The sequence below is a fragment of the Arthrobacter sp. 131MFCol6.1 genome (assembly GCF_000374925.1).
GTDB lineage: Bacteria > Actinomycetota > Actinomycetes > Actinomycetales > Micrococcaceae > Arthrobacter.
In genome coordinates this window covers 1,067,865-1,090,394 of record NZ_KB895541.1, presented here as the reverse complement: position 1 = coordinate 1,090,394, position 22,530 = coordinate 1,067,865, and the positions used below count along the sequence as shown (strand labels likewise).

At 65.8% G+C, this 22,530-nt stretch carries 20 protein-coding genes; 12 read left to right on the top strand and 8 right to left on the bottom strand.

All coding sequences use genetic code 11. The annotated features are described in order from the left end of the window. The first annotated feature begins 113 nt into the window (after positions 1 to 113). The 5 genes from C566_RS0105120 to C566_RS22010 all read left to right on the top strand — a co-directional run bounded on the left by C566_RS0105120 (position 114) and on the right by C566_RS22010 (position 3,885). A complete protein-coding gene (locus C566_RS0105120; protein ID WP_026266397.1) occupies positions 114 to 1,106 on the top strand; it encodes an MFS transporter in 993 nt (330 codons plus the stop codon). 65 nt (positions 1,107 to 1,171) lie between these two features. Then, a complete protein-coding gene (locus C566_RS0105115) occupies positions 1,172 to 2,029 on the top strand; it encodes an aldo/keto reductase (RefSeq protein WP_018773265.1) in 858 nt (285 codons plus the stop codon). A gap of 107 nt (positions 2,030 to 2,136) precedes the next feature. After that, on the top strand, positions 2,137 to 2,865 hold the full coding sequence (locus tag C566_RS20855; RefSeq protein ID WP_018773264.1) for a flavodoxin: 729 nt from the start codon (positions 2,137 to 2,139) through the stop codon (positions 2,863 to 2,865). Positions 2,866 to 2,919: 54 nt separating this feature from the next. Further along, positions 2,920 to 3,240 (top strand): carboxymuconolactone decarboxylase family protein, encoded by a 321-nt coding sequence (locus tag C566_RS0105105; protein ID WP_018773263.1) that lies wholly within the window; start codon positions 2,920 to 2,922, stop codon positions 3,238 to 3,240. A 120-nt stretch (positions 3,241 to 3,360) separates the two neighbouring features. Continuing rightward, the gene (locus C566_RS22010; protein WP_018773262.1) at positions 3,361 to 3,885 is read left to right on the top strand and encodes a hypothetical protein; all 525 of its coding nucleotides are present in this window, start codon (positions 3,361 to 3,363) and stop codon (positions 3,883 to 3,885) included. An 85-nt stretch (positions 3,886 to 3,970) separates the two neighbouring features. On the opposite strand, the gene C566_RS20845 is transcribed toward C566_RS22010, so the two are convergent. The 5 genes from C566_RS20845 to C566_RS0105075 all read right to left on the bottom strand — a co-directional run bounded on the left by C566_RS20845 (position 3,971) and on the right by C566_RS0105075 (position 9,523). Next, positions 3,971 to 5,254 carry a wax ester/triacylglycerol synthase domain-containing protein gene (locus C566_RS20845; RefSeq protein WP_269210535.1) on the bottom strand — a complete coding sequence of 428 codons (1,284 nt, stop codon included), beginning with the start codon at positions 5,252 to 5,254 and terminating at the stop codon, positions 3,971 to 3,973. A 285-nt stretch (positions 5,255 to 5,539) separates the two neighbouring features. Next, positions 5,540 to 5,992, bottom strand: coding sequence for a hypothetical protein (locus C566_RS0105090; RefSeq protein ID WP_155846734.1), 453 nt, complete (start codon positions 5,990 to 5,992; stop codon positions 5,540 to 5,542). Positions 5,993 to 6,090: 98 nt separating this feature from the next. Then, a complete protein-coding gene (locus tag C566_RS0105085) occupies positions 6,091 to 6,648 on the bottom strand; it encodes a hypothetical protein (RefSeq protein ID WP_018773259.1) in 558 nt (185 codons plus the stop codon). Positions 6,649 to 6,779: 131 nt separating this feature from the next. Next, the gene (locus C566_RS20840) at positions 6,780 to 9,002 is read right to left on the bottom strand and encodes a transglycosylase domain-containing protein (RefSeq protein ID WP_051082222.1); all 2,223 of its coding nucleotides are present in this window, start codon (positions 9,000 to 9,002) and stop codon (positions 6,780 to 6,782) included. A 14-nt stretch (positions 9,003 to 9,016) separates the two neighbouring features. Then, complete coding sequence (locus C566_RS0105075; RefSeq protein WP_018773257.1) at positions 9,017 to 9,523, bottom strand: LURP-one-related/scramblase family protein; 507 nt, start codon at positions 9,521 to 9,523, stop codon at positions 9,017 to 9,019. 238 nt (positions 9,524 to 9,761) lie between these two features. On the opposite strand from C566_RS0105075, the gene C566_RS0105070 reads away from it, so the two are divergent. Next, complete coding sequence (locus tag C566_RS0105070; protein ID WP_043465735.1) at positions 9,762 to 11,084, top strand: hypothetical protein; 1,323 nt, start codon at positions 9,762 to 9,764, stop codon at positions 11,082 to 11,084. Positions 11,085 to 11,106: 22 nt separating this feature from the next. Here C566_RS0105070 and C566_RS0105065 read toward each other — a convergent pair whose 3' ends face one another. Further along, a complete protein-coding gene (locus C566_RS0105065; RefSeq protein ID WP_051082221.1) occupies positions 11,107 to 12,216 on the bottom strand; it encodes a HoxN/HupN/NixA family nickel/cobalt transporter in 1,110 nt (369 codons plus the stop codon). Positions 12,217 to 12,412: 196 nt separating this feature from the next. Between C566_RS0105065 and C566_RS0105060 the strand changes: the two genes are divergently transcribed. Continuing rightward, positions 12,413 to 12,928 (top strand): mycothiol transferase, encoded by a 516-nt coding sequence (locus tag C566_RS0105060; RefSeq protein ID WP_018773253.1) that lies wholly within the window; start codon positions 12,413 to 12,415, stop codon positions 12,926 to 12,928. Then, positions 12,915 to 14,060: an aminotransferase class V-fold PLP-dependent enzyme gene (locus C566_RS0105055; RefSeq protein ID WP_018773252.1), complete on the top strand. Its 1,146-nt coding sequence runs from the start codon at positions 12,915 to 12,917 to the stop codon at positions 14,058 to 14,060. Before C566_RS0105060 ends, C566_RS0105055 begins: the two co-directional genes overlap by 14 nt. Before the next feature lie 52 nt (positions 14,061 to 14,112). On the opposite strand, the gene C566_RS0105050 is transcribed toward C566_RS0105055, so the two are convergent. Both C566_RS0105050 and C566_RS0105045 read right to left on the bottom strand, forming a co-directional pair. Further along, the gene (locus tag C566_RS0105050; RefSeq protein WP_018773251.1) at positions 14,113 to 15,153 is read right to left on the bottom strand and encodes a Gfo/Idh/MocA family protein; all 1,041 of its coding nucleotides are present in this window, start codon (positions 15,151 to 15,153) and stop codon (positions 14,113 to 14,115) included. Between the two features lie 106 nt (positions 15,154 to 15,259). Beyond that, complete coding sequence (locus C566_RS0105045) at positions 15,260 to 15,955, bottom strand: maleylpyruvate isomerase family mycothiol-dependent enzyme (RefSeq protein WP_018773250.1); 696 nt, start codon at positions 15,953 to 15,955, stop codon at positions 15,260 to 15,262. Between the two features lie 473 nt (positions 15,956 to 16,428). On the opposite strand from C566_RS0105045, the gene C566_RS20835 reads away from it, so the two are divergent. The 4 genes from C566_RS20835 (at position 16,429) to C566_RS0105020 (ending at position 22,525) form a co-directional block, all read left to right on the top strand. After that, positions 16,429 to 19,836: a choice-of-anchor D domain-containing protein gene (locus tag C566_RS20835; protein WP_196802330.1), complete on the top strand. Its 3,408-nt coding sequence runs from the start codon at positions 16,429 to 16,431 to the stop codon at positions 19,834 to 19,836. Between the two features lie 230 nt (positions 19,837 to 20,066). Continuing rightward, positions 20,067 to 20,498: a nuclear transport factor 2 family protein gene (locus C566_RS0105030; RefSeq protein ID WP_018773248.1), complete on the top strand. Its 432-nt coding sequence runs from the start codon at positions 20,067 to 20,069 to the stop codon at positions 20,496 to 20,498. A 239-nt stretch (positions 20,499 to 20,737) separates the two neighbouring features. Further along, entirely contained in the window at positions 20,738 to 21,709 is a 972-nt protein-coding gene (locus C566_RS0105025) for a dienelactone hydrolase family protein (protein ID WP_018773247.1), read from the top strand. 42 nt (positions 21,710 to 21,751) lie between these two features. Then, positions 21,752 to 22,525 carry a glycoside hydrolase family 16 protein gene (locus C566_RS0105020; protein ID WP_043465732.1) on the top strand — a complete coding sequence of 258 codons (774 nt, stop codon included), beginning with the start codon at positions 21,752 to 21,754 and terminating at the stop codon, positions 22,523 to 22,525. The last annotated feature ends 5 nt before the right edge of the window (positions 22,526 to 22,530 follow it).

Below are 22,530 nucleotides of genomic sequence, written 5' to 3'. Positions count from 1 at the left end.
TCCCGGTCCGGCCTAACAGGAACTGGCAGTACACCGCACGGCAGGTACTCCCGCGCTCAGGAAACGGCTGGTTTTCTTGAATGAGTCCAGTCTCCCCATCCTGCAAGGACACCATGTCTTTATCCACGCTCAGCCCCTCGAGAACGGTGGCCCGGCCGCGCGCGTCGCTGGCGGTAGCCATGCTCGGGTTCTTCGCCGTTGCCCTGGATGCCCAGATCGTCAACGTCGCCCTGCCAGAGATCCGCAACGACCTCGGAGGCGGCCTGTCCGGACTGCAGTGGATCGTCACCGGCTATACCCTGATGTTTTCCGCCCTGCAGCTTTTCTCGGGGACCTTCTCCGACCGGGCGGGGGCAGGCCGCGCCTATGGCCTCGGCATGATCCTGTTCACCGTTGCGTCCCTGGCGTGCGGGTTCAGCCCGAGCCTGCCGGTCCTCATTGCCGGCCGCATCCTGCAGGGCATCGGCGCGGCGATGATCACCCCCAGCTCCCTGGCCCTCATCCGGGAGGCCTACCAGGATGCAGCCAGTCGCGGCCGGGCCATCGTGTACTGGGGTCTGGGAGGCTCCGTCGCTGCGGCGGCAGGTCCGGTGCTCGGCGGCGTGCTCACCGAGATCGACTGGCGGCTGATCTTCTTCGTCAACCTGCTGTTCCTGCCCATGACCGGCCTCGTCGCCATCCTCAACCCCCTCGCGGCCCGGCTGATGGCCCGGTTCGGCAACGTGGCCATGATCGCCGCCGGCCAACTGCTCATGGCGCTGGGCCTGGCCGGACTGTGGGTGCTCCCCGCCGACGCGCCGGCCCTGCTCGTGGCGCTCGTCATGGTCCCCGTCGGCGTCGGCGGATCCTTCACCGTTCCCCCGATCATCGCCCTCGTCATGGACCACGTGCCGGCACAGAACGCAGGGACCGCCAGCGGAGTCATCAACACCGCCCGGCAGGTCGGCGGCTCCCTCGGCGTCGCCATCTATGGCGCCCTGCTCGCCGGGCACGACTTCATGGCCGGCCTCCGCCTGGGCCTCGGCACCACCGCCGTCGTCCTCGTCGTCCTCATCGCCGCGTCGCTGCGACTACGGCATGCGGAAGCACCCCGGCCCCAAACGTGACAGAGCCACGGGCCCCGCCACGGCCCCGTCCGCAACCAACCGATACCCCGCACAAAGGAAATCCCATGAATAACGTGACCCTCAACAACGGCGTCCAGATGCCGATCCTCGGCTTCGGTGTCTTCCAGATCCCCGACGACGAAACCCAGGCCGCCGTCGAAGCCGCCCTCGCGGCCGGTTACCGCCACCTGGACACGGCCGCCTCCTACGGCAACGAAGAGGCCGTCGGCGCCGCGATCAAGGCCAGCGGAATCGCCCGCGACGAACTCTTCATCACCACCAAGCTCTGGATCCAGCACGCACCCACCGGCAACGTCCAGGACGACACCAGGCGCGCCTTCGGAAAGTCCCTGGACCGGCTCGGACTGGACTACCTCGACCTGTACCTGATCCACCAGCCGCTCGGGGACTACTACAGCGAGTGGCGGGCCATGCAGGAAATCAACAAAGAAGGCCTGGCCCGCGCCATCGGCGTGTCCAACTTCCACCCCGACCGCCTGGTCGACCTCATCGACCACAACAAGATCGTCCCGGCCGTCAACCAGATCGAGACCCACCCCTTCCACCAGCGCGCCACCGACCAGGAACTGATGCGCGAACGCGGCGTCCAGATCGAGTCCTGGGGACCCTTCGCCGAGGGAAAGAACAACCTGTTCACCGATCCGCTCCTCAGCGCCATCGCCGAGGCGCACGGCAAGTCCGTGGCCCAGGTCGTCCTCCGCTGGCTCATCCAGCGCGAGGTCGTCGTCATCCCCAAATCAGTCCGGCCCGAGCGGATGGCCCAGAACCTCGATGTTTTCGACTTCGAGCTCACCGACGAGCAGATGAGCCGGATCGCCACCCTGGACACCGGTGCGAGCCTCTTCTTCGACCACCGCGACCCCGCCATGGTCAGCTGGCTCGGCGGACGCCGGATCGACTAACCACCCCCGCCTTCCGTCCGGGTGACCCGACCCGGCACCCGGACGGACCCCATTGCCCCGGGCCACCGCCGGCCCCGGGGCGGCAAACACGACCAGAGAGACCCGTGATGAACACCAGCCTGGAGCCCCTTGCCCGGCGCGCAGTCCTGCGTTCGGCCGTCAGCGGTCTGGGCGCCGCCATGATCACGGCCGGAATCTCGGGTTGCGGCCCGCGAGAACAGGACGCCCCCATGCCCCTACAAGAGCCAGCCACGTCTCCCTCCGCACAAATCACCCCGGGAGCGCGGGAACGCCGGCGGGTCCTGCTCGCCTACTTCTCCCGCGCCGGGGAAAACTACTACTACGGCGGGCGCACCAACCTCGACGTCGGCAACACCGAAGTACTGGCCAGCACGATCGGCAATCTCATCGCCTGCGACGTACACCGCATCGAGGCCGCCGACCCCTACCCGGACGGCTACGACGCGACCGTCGCGCGCAACGTCCGCGAGCAGGACGGCAACGCACGCCCGGCCATGGCCTCCCCGCTTGCCTCGATCGAGGAGTACGACACCGTACTGCTGGCCAGCGGGATCTGGAACGTCCGGGCGCCGATGATCATGACGACATTCGCCGAAAGCTACGACTTCACCGGCAAAACCATCCACGCCGTCACCACCCACGCCATGAGCGGTCTCGGCACCACCGAACGGGACTACGCCCGCTCCTGCCCGGGGGCGACCATCGGCGAAGGGCTCGCGGTGCGGGGCGAGGACGTCCGGGACGCCGGGCCGGCTGCCGAGGCCTGGCTGCGCCGCACCGGACTGCTCCAGGACCGTTCAAGCCCCGCGGGGTGAGCTGCCCGCAGCCAATCCCCATCCACTGCACACACTTCCCGACAGGACTCCAGCATGAGCAATTCACACCAGACCCGGGCCCAGCAACTCATCGGCGACTTCGCCCCCAAGCTCGTCGACCTCACCGACAGCGTGCTCTTCGGCGACGTCTGGGAGCGGAGCGAACTCTCCCCAAGGGACCGCAGCCTCATCACGGTCGCCAGCCTGGTCACCAGCGGCAGCACCGACCAGCTCCGCGGACACCTCGCACGCGCAAAGGCCAACGGCCTGACCGAGACCGAACTCAAAGAGGCCATCATCCACCTGGCCTTCTACGCCGGCTGGCCCAAAGCGATGTCCGCCATCACGGTCGCCAGGGAAATCTTCACCGCCTGACGGCGAGGTGGCTACCTAAGGTGTCAGAGCACTAGCTGTCGGGGTCGAGGGCGCGGTCCAAATGCCCAAGTTTGCCCCGGTTGCCGGCAGGATACCCCGTCCATCGCTTAGGGTCGGGGCATGACCTTGAGCTTGGACGGCGCGCCGGACATTCGTGAGCAGGAATGCTCCTGTTGCGGGGCGACCTTTGTCGTTGTGGATCACTTCATCCTGATGGATGGCCGCACCCATGCCATTGCGAAGTCAGCACTTCATCACCATGGCGACGAACATGAGGCGTGGATCGATGTCATATTCGGCCCATTCGGGGACGACTCCACCGGCGGGCGAGTGAGCTTCGGCTGCAGAGTCGGTCCCATAGCGGGAGCCGCAGAACCGGCGGCGACTGTGGTGGACGCAGCCCAGCCGTATCCTGACTCACCCCTTTGGGGCCACAAACTCTCACGCGAGGAAGCGCTCCAGCAGGACTTGCTGGCCCAATTCTGGGGCGTCGTGGACTGGCTGCTGAGTACGGACCCAACCGTTCACAGTCATGTCTACCGGAGGGACACCCCGAAGAGCCACTGGACCGGGCGGATGAATCACGACGGCGCCGGTCCGGGCTTCTGGACAAAGGTCCGTGAACGCTTGGATAAACGGCGTTAGCCAGCGCCAGGTCAGTTAGGTTCCCACCCGCGCAGAATGCGCCCGGCCGGATGCCCTCCATGTCCGGACATTCCCGGGTCGAAGCTCATGCGGGCCCAGTCTCCATCAGAGCCTCAAGTGCGCTGGAAAGTTCGTCACGAAGTCGTGTCAGGTCCGGGCATGTCTCGGGATCGGCGATTGTGGTGATGGTCAGCGTGCCGGCATAGGAGAGGACAGCAAATGCAACCGTTACGTTACCGCTGATCGCTCCGAGCGGAATGATCCCGGTTACCGGCCTGCCCGCGATCTCCAGGGCACGTTCGGGCCCCCGCAGGTTCGTGACGAATGTATGGACAAGGTGTTGGTGGTCTATGACGAAGCGGTAGGCGCCAAGGTGCGCTGCGATCCGGGATACGGGGCCGATGATTGCAGTGGAGGCGCCGGGAGGCCGCTGCTTGACACTCATCATTGTTGCGGCCACTTTTGCCAGCCGTCTGTTGGTCGGACCGACCGCGGGAACGGTCACCGGGATGATGCCGCTCCGGTTCCCCAAGTAGGTGACTGTTGTGTGGCGGCGTGCCGAAAACAGCACGGAGATGACGAACTCTTCGACATATTCGCCCCGCGCCAGCAGCACGCGGTGCAAGGCCGTCGCGACGGCGGTGAGGATCAGATCGTTGATCGTCGCTCCCTGCACGTGTGCGGCGGTTCTGACGGCCTCCACGTCGCAGCGGAGGACAGCAAGCGTCCGTTGCGGACCCGTCGGGCGGTTGAGTGAGGTGCGGGCAGCCCGGGGTTTGCCCGTCTCTCGCAACTCGGAGGCTCCGGCGGCTGCGGTCCGAAGTGCGGCCGGCAGCCGGGCCAGTGCGTTGAATCGGCTTCTCGCAGCATCAATGGCCAGCTGCAGCGCCGAGTATGGAATCTCTGGCTCCCGGCGGCCATGCCATCCCTCTTCCGCGGCGGCCAGGGCCTCCAGGACGGCAAGACCTCCAATTCCATCCGTGAGGACATGATGAAAAACGACAACAAGCGCTGACAGGTCCTGGCTCACGCCGGTAATGAGCTTGGCTGACCAGAGAGGACGGTCGTGGGACAGCGGCGTGGCGAGCATTTCGGCTGCAATGTTGAGCACGGCTTCCTCGCCGCCGGCCGGACAGGCGATCACGCCCACGTGCTGTGCCGGATCAAAGCCGGAATCTTCCGCCCAAATGGGCCGCCCGCAGCCGAAGGGGACAGAGACCAGCCGTTGACGCAGCCGGGGGACAGCGCCGAGCCGACGCGCCAGTGCATCCAGGAGGGGTGCCGGACCTTCGCCGCCTTCCTCGCTGAGCATGAGGATGGCCCCGACTTGCATTGGTGCTGAGCCGATATCGGCGTCCAGGGACATCATGTCCTCGGCACTCACCCGGTCAACATGTTGTCTTGGCGTCATTTTCGGTCCCCGGAACCAGATCTTTGAATTCTCTGTACTCCTTGGAGGGAAGAAAACAGCGACCCACAAGTTGCTGAGCAGAGACAGCCTGCGACCCGACTTGGTCGTCATGTCCTCACTGTTGGGCCTATATGGCTTAGACGCTAGGGCAGAACGTCCCACTTGCCCGCTCTGCATAGCCGAGGAGCCAGCCGCCAGCGGCGCCGAAAAATGTGGAGTGACGACGGCGGCCAGCTCCCGCCGCTAGGAGGCCTTCGCGCTGGTGGTACCGGGGCCGGCGTTGATGGCCGCCGCCACCAGGCGGTCGAAGCTGGCGGTCCCGTTCTCCGGAGGCACAACCGTGAAGACCGCAACCCACTTCTCGGGGGCATGTCTCTCCAGCGTTGACGCCCGGGCCACATGCAGGTTCAGCCCGGGTACGCCGCTGACAAGGAGCGGAAGCTGCTCCCCGGTCTTGGTCATGTGCCGGAATTGCCTGACCGACAGTTGGTCGCCCGGGCTGTTCGTGACCTCGGCGAGGGTGTCATTGATCCTCTTGGTCAGCCCCCGCATGAAGCGCTGCTGGGCCATGACGGTGCGCACCGTCAGAAGCGCGGCGAAGAAGAGGGTGAACAACACCAGGGCACCGAAGCTTCTGAGGAAGGGCAGAAAGATCATCAGGAACAGGCAGAGAATCAATCCCAAAATACTCGACATGATGAATTTGAAAACGGGGTTTTCGCCCGGTTTCTTTGACCAGCGAACGAGGGCGACGATGTCCTTTCGGGGCTGATCGCGCCGTGAAATATCCATGATTAGTACCCCTTCACTTCCATGAGCGCTTCGGCCAGGATGATTGCCTGGCGTGCTTCCTTGAGATCGCTCAGCAACCCCATATCGGGAATGGCTCCTGTGGCCACGGTGGAGCCGGCGATTTCGGAAAAGATGCTGCTCAACTTTTCGCGGTCTTGTGACAGCATCCGGGACGAAGTCAGCTTAATTCTGCTCAGCTCAAGCTCCAGCAGTGACTTGTCGATGGCCTCTCGACGCCCTTGCATGACTGCCAGCTTCTCGGTGACACGCTGGACACGGCCGCGGAGCATCGATTCCATTTTTCCTGCCACGACGTGGAGCTCGCACAGCGCGGTGTAGGACTGCGGGGACCCGGAGTGCACGGCGAGCTGCTCACTGACGTAATGGCGCCGTCGTTCCCATTTCCGGACGGCGGACTCAGATGGTCCCAAGAGGAGGGAAACGGCTGCCAGTGCTTTGTCCAGCGACGCGGCCCGGGTGCTCAGGCTGGTTGTGGCGGCGTCAAGCCTCGACAGGAACGCGTCGTAATTGTCGTGGGGCTGGGCGTTATCGGGATTCATGAGCCACCTGCGCGCGGTGGCGCGGTTCCCCTCGCCGGAAATTTGGCCCCGTCTCCCATGGCAAGAGGATAGAGGCTCCAGGCCTGAAGGCATAGAGTGCGCTTTTGGATCCAGAGCATTTCGGGCCAGTGTCAGCGACACAACAACGCACCATTAACACCGGGGAAGCACGGCGTGCGGGTCGTAGGGGGAGTCCGGCTCGCGAAGGGCGACCGGGTCATGGACTCAGGCGGCGCCGGGAAGGGGGCGGTGGGGTAATACCGGGCGACCTGAAGCATGTAGTTCGCCCACTGCGGGCCGGCGAGCATGTACCCGTCAATGGCCTTATAGAACTTGCCGTTGACGGTGATGTTTTGTCCTGGCCGCTTCTGGCCCTCCAGGGCGTCGCCGAAGAAGGAAGCCGTCGCGAGGCCGCTCGTGTAGCCCACCACCCAGGTGGCGCCGTTGGTATTGGACGTGCCGGTCTTGGCCGCAACCGGGAACCGCTCCTGGACCTTGGGCTTGATGTAAACGCCGGACCCGCGTTTCAACACGTCCTGCAGCACGGCGTTCACGCCCCGGGCGACCTCGGGCTTGAACGCATCACGGCAGGCGCTGGTCTCGGCCGGAAGCTTACGTCGCCCCGCATCAGTGACGGACATTATGGCGATCGGTGCGCAGTACTTGCCGTCGTTGGCGAACGTGGCAAACGCGTTGGCCAGATGGAGCGGCGCCACCCCGATGGCGCCCAGCAGATTGCCCAGCTGGTGCATGTTGATTTGGGCGTTGTCCACGCCGCTGTGGAGCCCGGCGGCATCGACCATCTTCTGGATGCCGCAGAAATCGAGTTGCGCGGCCTCGGCGAAGGTGGCGGTGTTGATGGAGTTATACAGCCCGTAGTCCACGCGCATGCGGCGGTAGTACCCGGCGTCGTTGTTCTGGAGGTCGTCCGCCGCGCCGAGGCTCTTCTGGCTGGTGCTGTAGGCCCCGAGCACCCTGCCGCAGCTTGATCTCCAGCGGAACCCGAGCGGATAGGAGCGCCGGGACGCGTCGACTATAGCGGCCAGGGACTTGCCCTCGTTGAGCCATTCCGCGAACGTGAACGGCTTCATGGTGGAGCCGGGCTGGAACCCGCCGGCGCCGTTGAGGTCGTTGCCGTTGGCATCCTTGGAATCGACGTTGAAGTTCAGTTGCGTATCGAATTTCCCGGGCGCCGGGAGGAAGACGGTGTTTTGCGCCATCGCCAGGATCTTGCCGGTACCGGGTGCGATGGAGACCATCGCCGCGCCCCATTTGTCCGGGTTGGCCCCGGCCGTGGCATCGACCTGCGCCTGGGCGGCCAGTTGGAGCCGGCTGTCCAGGGTGGTGGTGATAGTCAGGCCGCCGCGGAACAGCTTCCGTTCCCGCTCGGCCATGTCCGCGCCGTAGGCCGGATTGTTGAGGATGAGGTGGGACACGTAGTCGCAGAAGTACGGTGCCATTTCCGCGCCCGCGCACCCCTGCCTGCCGGGGGTGATCTTGAGATCCACCGGGGCGGCGACGGCCGCATCGTGTTGCACTTGCGTGATGGCGCCGTAGCTGAGCATCCTGGCGAGAACCTGGTTGCGGCGCTGGACGGCGTTCTCCGGATGGACGTCAGGATTGTAGAAACTGGGGCTGTTCACGAGGCCGGCCAGCAGGGCAGCTTGCGGCAGGGTGAGGTCCTTGGCCGTGGTGTTGAAGAAATAGCGGGACGCGGCTTCGATGCCGTAGGCGTCCCGGGCGAAGAACACGATGTTCAGGTACCCCTCGAGGATTTGGTCCTTGGTGTACTTCTTCTCCAGTTCGACGGCGAGCCTCATCTCGCGAATCTTGTCGGCCATGCTCTTTTGCCCGTTGAGGACAATTTGATCGCCCCGATCCGCCGACACGAGGGAGTCGTTGAGCACGTTGGTGACGTACTGCTGGGTCAGGGTGGAGGCGCCCTGCCTGCCGCCGCTGGTCAGGTTGGACACCAGGGCCCGGAGAATCCCCTGGGGGTCGATGCCGGCATGTTCGTAAAAGCGGCGGTCCTCGATCGCGACGATCGCGTCCTTGATGTACCGGGACATCTGGTCGAGGCGGACCTTCACGCGGTTTTCCGCGTAGAAGGTGGCGATCGGTTTCCCGTCGGCGCTGAGCACCCTGGTCGACTCCGACGGCGGATCAACGGTCAGTTCCGAGGGAAGGCTGTTGAACAGGACGATCGATTCCTTGACGGCGACGCCGGCGGCGGCCACGGTCGGGACCAGGAGGCTGGCGGCCAGGACGCCGCAGACCGCGCTCGCTGTGAAGAAGCCGAAAAGCCCCCACAGGGTCACGGCTAGCCGGGATCGGGTGCGTTTCCTGGGCGCCATGGTGCCTGGCCAGGCTAGGTCAACGAGTCGATGGCGACGGTGATCGCCAGGAGGAGCGGAACGTCCTCGCCCGCCGCGATTTCGACGCCGTAGGACTCGCGCACACGGAACCATTTCTTGGAGATCGTGGCGACCGTATGGCCGTCGCGTTCGATCTCGTACTCGTGGTCGACGATGTTGCCGTGCGCCATCATATCGGGGCCGCCTTTTACGTCGATCGAGAAGCGGTCACGGAGCCCTATCAACGCCTTGTGGACCGTTGCGGCGGTGTCTTCGCCGCGCTCGACGGCGACCTTGTCCCGGATCGAGAGCTTGCGCTCCTGGATGCGCGCCACCTCGTTGCCGGAGTCGTCCTCCAGAACCAAAGTGTCCCGCATCCGCAACGCCTTGCCATTGACCTTGTAGGCGCGTCTGCCCTGGCTGTCTTCGATCCAGAAGTCATCCCCGATCGACAGCAGCTTCTCGCGCATCTGAAACCGCTCGCCCACGGGTTCGTCAGGCCGGTGCCGCAGTAGTCCCATTCCCTGACCATAGGACCGCTCCTCCGGCCGCCGCCTCACCCGAACCGGATGGTCCGCGGGCCACTCTGAAGAACGGCCTGGAATGAGGCTATGCCCGGACCCGTCCCCAGCTTTTTACAACCCCGGCCCACTAGGTTCGGCGGATGACCTGTCTCGACTTATGGTCGAAGCGCCGGAGCGGACACACTCAAGGTCGCGGAGCTCTCCTCCGTTCACCCACAAACCCGCGAGGATGGCCATGAGAATCAATTCCGCCTTCACAGCCTTGACCACCCTGCTCCTGACGGCCGGCTGGTTGGCGGTGGGCCTCCCGGCGCCGGCCCAGGCCGCGGGCACCACGTACTTCGTCAGTGCGGCCGGGAGCGATACGAATTCGGGAACGTCAAGCGCTGCGCCTTGGAAGTCATTGTCGAAGGTCAACTCGATCGTCCTCAAGCCCGGCGACACCGTCAGTTTCCGCAGGGGCGACACCTGGACCGGAGGTGTCGTGACCACCCAGAGCGGGACCGAGGCAGCGCCCATCACCTTGATCGGCTACGGGCCCGGCAACGCTCCGATCATTACCGGCGGAAAGTCAGGAAACTGCATCAGGATCAACGGCAACTTCACCACCGTTGACGGGCTTCGGGGCGTCTCCTGCGGCTACGCGGGCATCAGCGTCACCGGCGACCGCAATACGGTCCGCAATTCCAGCGCCTCCAACAATGCCGTCGGCATCAAAGCAGGGACCGGGTCTGACTTCGGGAAATACACCGGCAATGTGCTGACCAACAACAACATCATGAACGTCCTGACACAGGGCACGAATTGCGGGACACCCCAGGCGGTGAACTGCAGTGACGATTCTGGCGCTTCCGGTGTGCTGATCAACGGCAATGACAACGAACTCTCCAGCAACACGGTCAGCGGCTCCACCGCGTTTTCCTACGATTACACTCGCGACGGCGGTTCTTTCGAAATCTACAACGGCAGCCGGAACTACATCCATCACAATGTGTCCCTGGACAACAACAACTTCTCGGAGATCGGCCGGTCCTCCGGAACTGCGGACGGCAACACCTACCGTTACAACCTGGTCCGGTCGACCTGTGGTGCCAACTGTGCCCAGGCCAAGGGCTTGATCGCCCGCGGTGCAGGGACGTCCTTCGGGCCGACGAACGGCACCGTGTTCGAGTTCAACACCGTGTATCTGAACGGGCCGCAATCCCAGGCCGTCGTCTGCCATGCGGGCTGCCCGGCATCGACCGTGATCCGTGGCAACATCCTGACGGGCGTCAAGAACTCCTTGTGGATCAACGGCTCGGGCTGGACCGAGAAGCAGAACGTCCTCAACGGCCCGGTCAACTTTGTCCCGAACAGCACGTCCACCACCGCGTCGGCCCGCTTCGTGAACGCACCGGCCGATCTCCACCTGACCGGCACCAGCCCGGCCATCGACCGCGCTGGAACGAGCCTGTCCGCCGTCGACCTTGCCGGAAGTGCGGTGCCCCAGGACGGGGACTGCAACGGAACGGCCGCTGCCGATTCGGGGGCCTACGAGTTCGACTCGCCCAACTGCTGACCCATCTTGCGCCGGAAGCGGCTCAGCTGGTGCCGGCTTGGCTCCAGCGTTGCTCGATCCGGCCAAATTTCCAGACGGCGAGCGCGATCAGCCAGATGATGACAAACAGTCCGACAATGATGTACCCGACGTTTCCGAGGTCCAGCGAACCAATGGCGGAAGCCGGACCGGATTCGAGTCCCAGCTTGTCCGCCACGACCCCGAGCAGCACGGTAACCCCGACCACCAGGGCCACAATCACCGAGAGCACCGTGACTGTGAGGTTGTAAAAGACCTTGCGGACCGGCTTCAGGAACGCCCACCCGTAAGCCCGGGACATGAACACGCCGTCGGCGGTGTCGAAAATGCTCATTCCGGCGGCGAACAGCACCGGCAGGACCAGGATGGCGTACCAAGGCAGGGAGAAGGCCGCGGAACCGGCCGCGAGCACGAGCAGGGCCACCTGGGACGCGGTGTCGAATCCCAGGCCCATCAGCAGGCCGACGGGATAGATGTGCCATGGCTTGGTGATCCGCCGGATGGTTCCGCCGAGGAGCCGCGCCAGGAAGCCCCGGTTGTTGAGCTGGTGCTCAAGCTCGGCCTCGTCCAGTTCCCCGGTCCGCATCCCGCGGAACACCCGGGCGATGCCGATCACCGAGGCGAGGTTCATCAGACCTATCAGGATCAGGAACGTTCCAGCCACGACGCTTCCCACCAGTCCCAGCGTCTGCATCAGGGCCGAGTCCCCGTCCTGCACGGTGCCGGCCATGGCCCTCGCGCCGAGGGCCAGGAGCAGCGCCGCGCCGAACACCACGGTCGAGTGGCCCAGCGAGAACCAGAAGCCCACCCCCAGCGCGGCCTTTCCCTCGCCGACCAGCTTGCGGGTGGTGTTGTCGATGACGGCGATGTGGTCGGCGTCGAACGCGTGCCGCACTCCCAGCAGAAAGGCGGTGACGCCCAGCCCTACCCCGTACACACCGGAGCGGCCCAGCGTGAAGTTCTGTGGAGCCACGGCCAGGGTCAACACACTCCAGCCGACGACGTTGAGCAGGAGGACGAAGCCGGTGATGCCGGCGAGATGGAACTTGTCCCGGCGTTCCCAGCGACTGGACGTCGCCCGCACCGGCTGCGCTACAGGCAACAAGTTGCTCATAATCCGTAAGGGTAGGCGCGGGGGGTCGCCGCTGCCAAGACCTCGCGGGCTGCGGAACTGCGCGCGACAGTGTTGACGCCGCGAGGGTGTCCGCTTGCGCCTGACGCGCGGCCCTATCCGCCGGTGCGGCCTCCATGCAAGCATGGGGATCACCGATCATGCACAGCACTTCGATCACGCACAGCGAGGGGACTCGATGAAATCCAATGAACTGCTGCTGGATGCCTTCGGCCGGATCCGTGAGACGGTGGCCGCGGCCCTGGCCGGGGTCGATGAGGCCGCCCTGCTCCGACGGCCCGGAGGCAACGGGAATTCAATGGCCTGGCTCATCTGGCACCTCAGCAGGGTCGAGGACGCCCAAGTCGCCTCCGCCGCGGGCCTGGACCAGGTCTGGACCTCGGAGGGGTTTGCCGCCCGCTTCGGCCTGCCGCTCTCCAAGCGGGACACCGGCTACGGCCATACGAGCGCCCAGGTGGACGCGGTGCAGGCACCGCCGGAACTGTTGCTCGAATACTACGACGCCGTCCACCGGCAGACCTCGAATTTCCTGGCGAACCTCGGCGACGACGACTTCGACCGCATCGTCGATACCCGCTGGGACCCGCCCGTCACCCTCGGGGTGCGGCTGGTGAGCACGATTGCCGATTGCCTCCAGCATGTGGGGCAGGCGGCCTACGCCAAGGGCCTGAACTCCGTGCATGGGCACGGCTAGGGCGGTCCCGGCCATGCAGGCGGCCGATATTCGCGGGCTCTTCCCGGGGCTACAGGACACCATCTATCTCAACACCGCCTCCATGAACGTCGGCTGCGCCCCCGCCCGCGAGGCCTACGAGCTGGCCGTCGAGCGCTGGTCCGCCGGCACGTTCGACTGGATGGATGCCGAGCGGGCAGGGGAGGAGGCCCGCAGCATGTTCGCGGAGGTCGTCGGGGCGACGGCGGGGGAGATCGCGATCGTCCCGGCCGTGAGCTCCGCCGCCGGAATAGTGGCCGCCAACCTGCCGCCTGCGAAGCGCGGGGAGAACGTCGTGGTCGCCGGGAACGAATTCGCCTCGAACTATTACCCCTGGCTCCTGCTCCGGAACCGCGGTTACGAGGTCCGGGCCGTGGCACCGGGCGGCGACGGCGTGACGGCCGAGGCCTTTGGCCAGGCGGCCGACGGCGGCACCCGCCTGATCGCCGTGAGCGCCGTTCATTCGGCCAACGGCTACCGGGCCGACCTGGCCGCGCTCAGCCGGGTCGCGGCCCGCTCCGGCGCTTGGTTCTTCGTCGACGCCTGCCAGGCCGCGGGCGCGGTGCCGCTGGATGTGGTGCGCGACGGCGTGGATTTCCTGGCCGCCGCGAGCCACAAGTTCCTGCTCGGCTCCAGGGGCATGGGCTACCTCTATGTCCGCAGCGGGTTGCTTGACCGGATCCAGCCCGTCGGTCCCGGCTGGAAGGCCGCTCGCAACCCGGCCGAGAGCTTCTACGGACCGGCTATGGACCTCTCACCCACGGCTTCGAAGCTCGATGCCTCCTTGGCGTGGTTTCCCGCCCTGGCCGAGCAGGCGGCGCTTGGCATCTTCACCCGGTTCGGCATCACGGCCCTGCTCGATCGCAACGCCCGGCTCGCCCTTCGCCTGGAGGAGGCCCTGGTGGCGCAGGGCTCCGCGTTCCGGCCGTTCGCCGAGCAGCACCGTTCCACGATCTTCTCCGTGCCCGTGACAGACGCCGAGGCGGTCCTGGCGCGGTTCCGCCAGGCCAACGTCGTGGCATCCGTCCGCGAGGGCAGGATCCGGCTGGCGGTACATTTCTACAATCTGGAAGAAGAACTCGATCGCGTGGCCGGGCTGATCGGGCGCGGCTGAGCGGCGGCGGGCCGTGCCTCCCCTGGACACCGGGGCTGCCGGAGCACCGGAACTAGGCGCGCCCGTGGTCCTTGGCGTCGCTGGCGTAGGCGAGGCCGATCTGGCGCCTGACTTCATCCATGGCCTCCATGACCTGAACGCTCTGCCGGGGCGGCAGGATGTCGTTGGCAATGGCGGGGGCCGCAATGAGCCGCTCCATTTCCCGCGCCTGGTATTGCATGCCGCGGCCGGCGACTGGTTCATCGAAGCGCTCGATGACGTTTCCGTCGGCGTCGTACCTGGTGAAGGCCGACGGCGTGTACCAGACTGACGGGATCTCGATCCGGCCTCCGGTTCCGATGATCGCGGCCTGGTTTGGTCCTGCCGTGTCCAGCGCGCATTGCAGCACGGCCTGCTGCCCGTCACCGTATTCGAAGATCATCGCGGTCTGCCGGTCCACACCGGTTTCAGTCATGCTGGCCGTAGCGCGGATGCCGGTCGGCGCCCCGAAGACGTCGAAGGCGAAGGACACGGGGTAGATGCCCAGGTCCAGGAGCGCTCCGCCGCCCAGCGCCGGGTCGTTGAGGCGGTGCGCCGGGTCTCTGGGCAGATTCTGGTTGTGGTCCGCGATCACTGTCCGGACCTCGCCCAGGGCACCGGACCGAATCAGCTCACGGATACGGACCATGTGCGGAAGGTAGCGGGTCCACATGGCCTCAAGGGCGATCAGTCCCTTCGCCTCGGCGAGCTCCACAATCTCCCGGGCCTGCCAGGCATTCATGGCGAAGGGTTTTTCAATCAGCACGTGTTTACCGGCGTCCAGGGCCAACAGCGCATTCTCGTGGTGGAACGGGTGCGGCGTCGAAATGTAGACAACATTGACGTCCGGGTCGGCCACGAGGTCCTCGTAGCTTCCATGGGACGTGGGGATCTGAAACCGGGCGGCGAACTCGGTCGCGGATGCCAGGGTCCGGGAGCCCACGGCCTGGACCACTGAGCCGTTGTCGATCAGGTCCGGCGTCTGGAGCCCGGCGATGAACCCGGTGCCAAGAATTCCCCATCTGGCCACGGGCGTGGAGAGATCTGCGGTGCCGGTTGTGGCGTGCTCTGACATGCGTTTGGGTTCCCTTCGAACATGCGGTCACGAAAGCATCGGGCGGCTCGTGGAGTGTCCACGGCTTCCCGGGACGTGTTCGTATCCTAAGCCCGAAAACCGGGACTCACGGTGTGAGCGGACCCCGAAGCACGCGCAGGGCCGCGGCGGCGTCACCTTCAATGAGGGCGCTGTCTGCCAGGTTGGATCGACCCCAAAGACCCAGATACATCATCGGCAACGGGGCGGAAATCGATGCCACGGCGGGACCAGGGCCCAGCGTCCAGCTGGTGGCCCCCGGCACCTGGAAGGTCACGGCTTTGTCCGGGTGCGGCATCCGGTCCAGGCGCAGCTGCCGCGGCGCGAACATTGCCAGCACCTCGTCGACACCGTCGAGCATGAAGTCATCCGCCAGCGCGGGGATCTCCAGGCCAAGTGCCTGGCAGGCGTCGACGAGGTGGATGGCGTGTTCGTGGGCCTGTCGCCGAAGCCAGAACCGGGCGGTGCGGGGCCGCGGGCCAAAGTTCCAGCATTCTTTCTCGGGATCCAGGCCCGTCATCGTCTCGAGGAAGGGGGCGGTGCCCGCCAGGAACCAGGCTGTGGCGCCCTCAGCCAGCGGTGCAGGTTCCGGGGCAAAGGTGCCTGTCCGAACCACAGCTGCTGCCCACTGCTCGATTGAGCCGAGATGCCCGAAGAGTTGCTCGAGCGACCAGCCGGGGCACGCGGGAACGTTGCGGGCAAGCGTGTCCCGCGGCTGCCGGGCGAGCGTGCCGAGGTGGTCCAGGGAGCTGGCCAGCTCGGCCAGGAATCGATCGGGCGACATGAGAGGAGCCTAACGCGACGCCGGGGCAGTCAGCGGCCCGGGCGGGCGCGGAGCGCTGAGGCGTTTCCGCACGCCCGGCAAGTAGGCAATCGTGTCCGCCCAAGTACAAGGCCAGTAGCAGCCGGAAGAATACGGGAATCGCACGCGAAAAGTCGAGTACCCTCCACTCGCGCGCTCACCAACCCCCGCTTCTAGGCTCCAAAGCACTGGGTTAATAAAGTCAATGTAATGGTCAGGATCGGGTCTCAGCCATGCATGATCAAACAGAATCTCGAGTGTCGTCCGGCCATTTTCAGGGCCGTCTGCGCAGTAAACGGACGGGTGGGCCACCGCATCCCCGGAAGCACCGGGCGGCCGCAATCCACGCAACGTCGCCCCGACACCGCGGGTGGTCCCGGGGCGCGTGGGCGTCGCTGCTGTCGGCCACGCTCGCCCTCGCCGGGCTGTCGGTCGGCGGGACCGCCGTCGCGGACGTGGGGACCATCGCCCACGATTCCCTGCGGACCGGATGGGACCGCGACGAGCCCGGGCTCTCGCCGTCGGCGGTCGCATCATCAAACTTCGGCAAACTGTTCTCCGCAACCGTGGACGGGCAGGTCTACGCCCAGCCGCTCGTAGTCGGCACCACCGTGATTGCCGCCACGGAAAACAATGCCGTCTACGGGCTGGACAGCGCCACGGGCGCGGCAAAGTGGACGCGCAAACTCGGGCCGGCGTGGCCGGCGTCGACGGTGAGCTGCGGTGACCTCACTCCCAACATCGGAATCACGTCCACTCCGGTCTACGACCCGGCGACGAAAAGCGTCTACCTGCTGGCCAAGACGAATGACGGGGCAAGTAAGCTGTTCCCGCACTGGTACATGCACGCCCTGGATGTGGCGACCGGCGCGGAGAAACCCGGCTTCCCCGTCAAGATCCAAGGCGCCCCGACCAATGACCCGGCCCGCCCGTTCAACCCGATGACGGCGATGCAGCGCCCAGGGCTGCTGCTCTTGAACGGGGTCGTATATGCAGGATTTGCCAGCCACTGCGACTACACCCCCTTCGTCGGCTACGTCGTCGGCGTATCGACCGCCGGCCGGCAGACGACGATGTGGGCCACCGAATCAGGCAACGCCAACGCGGAGGGCGGAATCTGGCAATCCGGCGGAGGACTGGTGTCCGACGGTCCCGCCAACATCCTGCTCACCACAGGGAACGGCATTTCCCCGAAGCCCGGCCCGGGATCGAATCCCCCAACCACACTGGCGGAGGCGGTGGTCCGGCTCCGGGTCGGCAGTGACGGCAATCTGAAAGCCACCGACTTCTTCAGCCCGGCCGACAACGCAAAACTTAACCGGAACGACGCCGATCTGGGCTCCGGCGCTCCCGTCGCGATCCCGGATGGCTATGGCACTGCTGCACACCCCCACCTGTTGGCCCAAATCGGTAAAGACGGCACCATGTATCTCCTGGACCGGGACAACCTGGGGGGCATGGCGCAGGGGGCCGGCGGCACCGACGCCGTCCTGGACAAGGCCGGTCCGTACAGCGGAGTGTGGGGAAAGCCCGCGTTTCTCGGGACCAGCAACGGTGGCTACCTTTACGTCGTCGAAAGCAACGGGTACCTTCGCGCCTTCAAGCTCGTGCCTGGCGCCAATGGCGGGGTCAGCCTCGCCGCCGTCGGGACCTCTGCGGGCACGTTCGGGTTCAGCTCCGGTTCGCCGGTGGTGACGTCCTCCGGCACGGACGGGTCCTCCGCCCTGGTCTGGGTGGTCTATGTCAGCGGAGGCACCGGGGCCGGGGCCGAACTGCGCGCCTACCGTGCAATTCCGGACAGTACCGGGAACCTCAAGGAAGTGTTTAGCGCACCACTGGGTATAGGGGCCAAGTTCTCCTCGGTGGCCACGGACAAAGGCCGCGTCTACGTGGGCACCCGGGACGGGCACGTCCTGGGTTTCGGCGCCCCGACAACATCAGCGGTAGGGGCGAAGAACACCGACCTCGGCACCGTCGCGGTGGGGAAGACCGTGACCGGCAACGTGACGATCACCGCGTCGCGGGCGGTAACGGTGAGCTCCATCACAACAAGCACCCCGTTCAGGATCGGAACCACGCTCACCCTGCCCCGGACCTTGGCCAAGGGCGGAAGCATGACGGTACCTGTGGCCTTCTCGCCGGCCGTTCCGGGTCAGGCGGATGGCACCCTGAGGGTCAAGACAGCCGACGGCGAGACCGTCCTCCTCGGCGTCCACGGCGTCGGCACGAAGGAGGGCCTGGGCGCGACTCCGGCCACGGTCCAGTTCACCGACGTCCCGACAAACACTGTCAGCCGGCAGACCGTCAACATCGTCAACACGGGCACCACCGTCGCCAAGATCACCGGCGTCACTCTGCCGGCCAACGCACAGCTCCGCGTTGACGCCGCCACGGTGCCGGGCGTCGGGCAGAGCATCCAGCCCCTCGCGTCGGTGGCGGTGTCCATGACGTTCAGTCCCACCTCGGCGAGTCCGGTGACCGATACGCTCGTAGTCGCCAGTAACCGAGGGAAGGTGACCGTCAAGGTGGCCGCGACCGCAGTCTCGGGCGCAGCGCACCTGGAGTTGCCGCGCTCTTTGGACTTCGGTGACGTCCCCGCCGGGACGTCGGTTACGCGGGCTTTCGAGATCAAGAACACCGGCAACATTCCAATGACCATCACGAAGGCGAAAGCGCCGCAGGGCGTCTTCTCCACTACGAATCCCATCTCCGAGGGCTTGAAAATTCCCGCCGGTGAAACCGCGTACCAGACCGTAACCTTCGCACCCACGGCCGTCGGGCAGGCCGGAACTTCCGAAACTTACTACCTGATCACGGCGAACGACGGCCAAGCTGCCCAGAAGGTCATGCTCACCGGGAACGGTACCGATGACCCCATCGCTGCCTACGCATGGAAGATTAATGCCGGCCGCCCCGGGTCGAGCCTCGGCCGGTCACTGACCGCGGAGTACGCCGTGGGCGTGGGCAAATGCCAGGACTACACCAGAGGGGTGATCTGCTGGTCACCGAAGACCGGGGCCCATGCAGTCCTCAATGAAATCTACAAGCGCTACAAGGCCGAAGGCGGCGCCGGAGGCCGCTTCGGCTTCCCGACCTCGGACGAGCAGGTGTCGCCAGACACGGTGGGGCGGTACAGCGACTTCTCTGGTGCGGGCGGGACCTCGATCTACTATTCACTGGCCACTGGAGCGCACTCGGTCACCGGTGCGATCCGGTCCAAATGGAGGGCACTCGGCGCGGAGACAGGACCGCTCGGCTATCCAATCACCGACGAGAAACGGGCCCCGGACGGGGTGGGACGGTACAACGATTTCTCCGGTGCGGGTGGGGCGTCGATCTACTGGACACCGACAACCAAGGCCCATTCGGTGACAGGGGCCGTCCGCGCCAAGTGGGCGTCGCTGGGCTGGGAGACCGGACTTGGCTATCCGACGTCCGACACTACGGCGTCGGCGGACGGGGTGGGACGGTACAACCACTTCTCAGGTGGAAGTGGAAACTCGATCTTCTGGTCGCCGACGACGGGGGCGCACTTTGTCTTAGGTGCCATCCGGTCCAAATGGGCGGCACTTGGCTGGGAGACCGGCCCGCTGCGCTACCCGATCACGGACGAGAAGGGCACCCCCGATAAAGTGGGGCGCTACAACCACTTCTCCGGTTCGGCGTCGATCTACTGGACGCCGAGGACCCTGGCGCACCCGGTGACCGGTGCGATCCGGTCTAAGTGGGCGTCACTGGGCTGGGAGACGAGCCGGCTGGGATATCCCACGAGCGACTCATACACGGTATCCGTCGGTCGGGCGACGGATTTCCAATATGGGCGGCTGACATGGAACGCAACACTGAAGAAGGTCACCGGATAGCGGGGGCACGTCACGTCAGATCCTCCCGGACCGATTGGCGTCTGGACCTTATCGGTCCGAACGCCGGTCGGTCCGGATCTGTACCGTCCGACCTGAGTGGTCTGGAAGCGGGCGACGGCTGCGGCGTAAATTGAAGATCCGGGCCGACCGGTTTCCGGCAGTGGCGCGGGCCGCCAACGAGCCTGCAGATTGAAACCGAGGAGGAGCCCGCCAAGCTGAGGAGTGATCACATGAGCCAACTTATCCAGCGCCTGCTTGCTGCGTTCAACGACCACGACCTTGAGGCAGCGGCCGCGTTGTTCCATGAGTCGTACCAAAGCGTGCAGCCGGTGCACCCGGCCAGGGCATTTGTGGGACGGGCGCAGATGCACGCGAACTGGGCAGCGATATTCGCTGGCGTTCCCGATTTTCACGCAGAATTGCTCCGCTCCGTGGACGACGGTAACAGCACATGGAGCGAATGGACCTGGCTCGGCACCCGCACCGATGGACGGTCCTTCGACATGCGCGGCGTAACGATCTTCGAGATCAAGGACGGCCTCATTACGAGCGGAAGACTCTACATGCAAGAGCTTGAACGGGGGGACGTGGGCATTGCAGAGGCAGTCCATACGCTAACGGGCCGCCGGCCGGACCGGCCCACGGGTGGTCGCGGGGACTGAGGCGGCGGGCCCCAGGCGGCTGAAGGAAGGCTACGCGCGCGTCTGAGCGATTTGGCGTGGTGCCGGTGACGGGAGCCTGCCGCTACCGAGCCGGCGCCGGGTTGGGCCGCCGCCGTCGTCGTCGTTGTTGGGAAGTTGGGTAGTAGCCGGGCGCCCGGCCGCGGTGGCTCTGCGTGCAGGACCCTTGCCGGAATTCTGACTTCGGAGGAGGATGATCGGCACACTGGAAGAGGCCCGTCATGACCCAGCTCGGCAAGTTTGAAAAGTATCTGATCGAGGAATTCTTCGACGACTACCGCGCCGGCGCCATGAGCCAGCACACGTTCACGCGCCGTGTGGCGTTCATCATGGGCAGCATGGCAGCGGCCTCGGCGGCGATGCTCCTGGTGGGCTGCACGCCCGACGAGGTTCCCCGCAGTACCGATCCGATGCCGACGCCGACACTGTCCGCTCCGGGGTCCGGCGCCGCGTCCGCGGGTGCGGTGCCGGGGGCCAAGAGCCCGCTGTCGGTCCCGGAGGGAGCGGCCGGACTAACAACGGCGACCGTGCAATTCGCCTCGGGCGGCACCGATATCAGTGGCTATCTCGCACGGCCTGCACAGGGGGCCGCCGGGCCGGCCGTGCTGATCTGCCACGAGAACCGCGGGCTGACACCCCATATCCAGGATGTGGCACGCCGCTTCGCCAAAGCCGGATACGCCGCACTGGCCCTGGACCTGCTCAGCCGGGAGGGCGGGACCGCGGGTATGGACCCGGACGCTGTCCCGGGCGCGCTGACCCAGGCCGGGGCGCAGCGTCACGTTTCCGACTTCACAGCGGGCTTTGACTACCTGAACGCCCAGGACTTCGTTGATCAGGGTCGCATCGCCATGAACGGCTTCTGCTTCGGTGGCGGCATCACGTGGCAGTCGGCGACCGCGATCCCGGGACTGAAAGCGACCTCAGCATTCTATGGACCCGCGCCTGACCTGGACAAGGTCACCGCCATCAAGGCGGCTGTCTTCGGCGTCTACGCCGAACTGGACCAGCGGATCACCGGCGCCATGCCGGCGCTCCGGGATGCCTTGGCCAAAACCGACGTCCGGAACGAGCTCAAGATCTATCCCGGCGTGGACCACGCCTTCCACAATGACACCGGGCCGCGCTACAACCAGGAGCAGGCCACGGCCGCATGGAACGACACGCTCGCCTGGTTCGGCAAATACGTATGAGCGACAGGGCCCGGAGATACCTCCCGACCGGATAGAGGCACGATGACCGTAGGACGAACGACGGCGGCCCTGGCCGCGGCGGGCGCGTTGACTCTTGGCGGGTATGGCGCCGCGCCGGGCATGGACCGGCCCGCCGAAGTCGCCACGGCCGTGACGCTCGCCTCCGACGGGACCCAGGCCGCCGTCGTCCGCGGCTGGGGACCGGTGGTGGCCGGGGATGAGTTTAGTTATGCAGGGCCGCCTGACCCGGCGAAATGGAAGGTCTACAAGGGCCCGGGGCACGCGGGCAAGGGGATCCGAAGTCCGAATGCCCTTGCAGTGGGCTGCGGCGTCGTGACCCTCAGCGGCGACGGGGCAGGCACCACGGGAGGAATGTCCGCCAGGTTTGCCAATCAGCGGTACGGCCGCTGGGAGGCCAGGATGAAAACGAGTGCGCGGGATTTGCAATACCATCCGGTCCTGATCCTGTGGCCGAACAACAACAGTTCACCCACCTGTGCCGAGATCGACTATGCGGAAGGCACTGCGGACACCACTCTGATCAGGTTCAACCTGCACCACGCCTGCAGCGGACCGGGCTTCCAGACCCGGGCAGCCCGGCCGCTCGACACGACGCAATGGCACAACTATGCAGTCGAGTGGACCCCCGCCGGAATTACCGGATACCTCGATGGGTCATTGTGGTTTGCGGACACGAACCCGGCGCACCAGCCCACGGTGGGCATGCACCAAACAGTGCAGCTGGACTGGTTTCCCAACGGCACGCCCACCAAACCCAGCCAGATGCAGGTCGACTGGATCCGCGTTTACAAGTAAGTGTT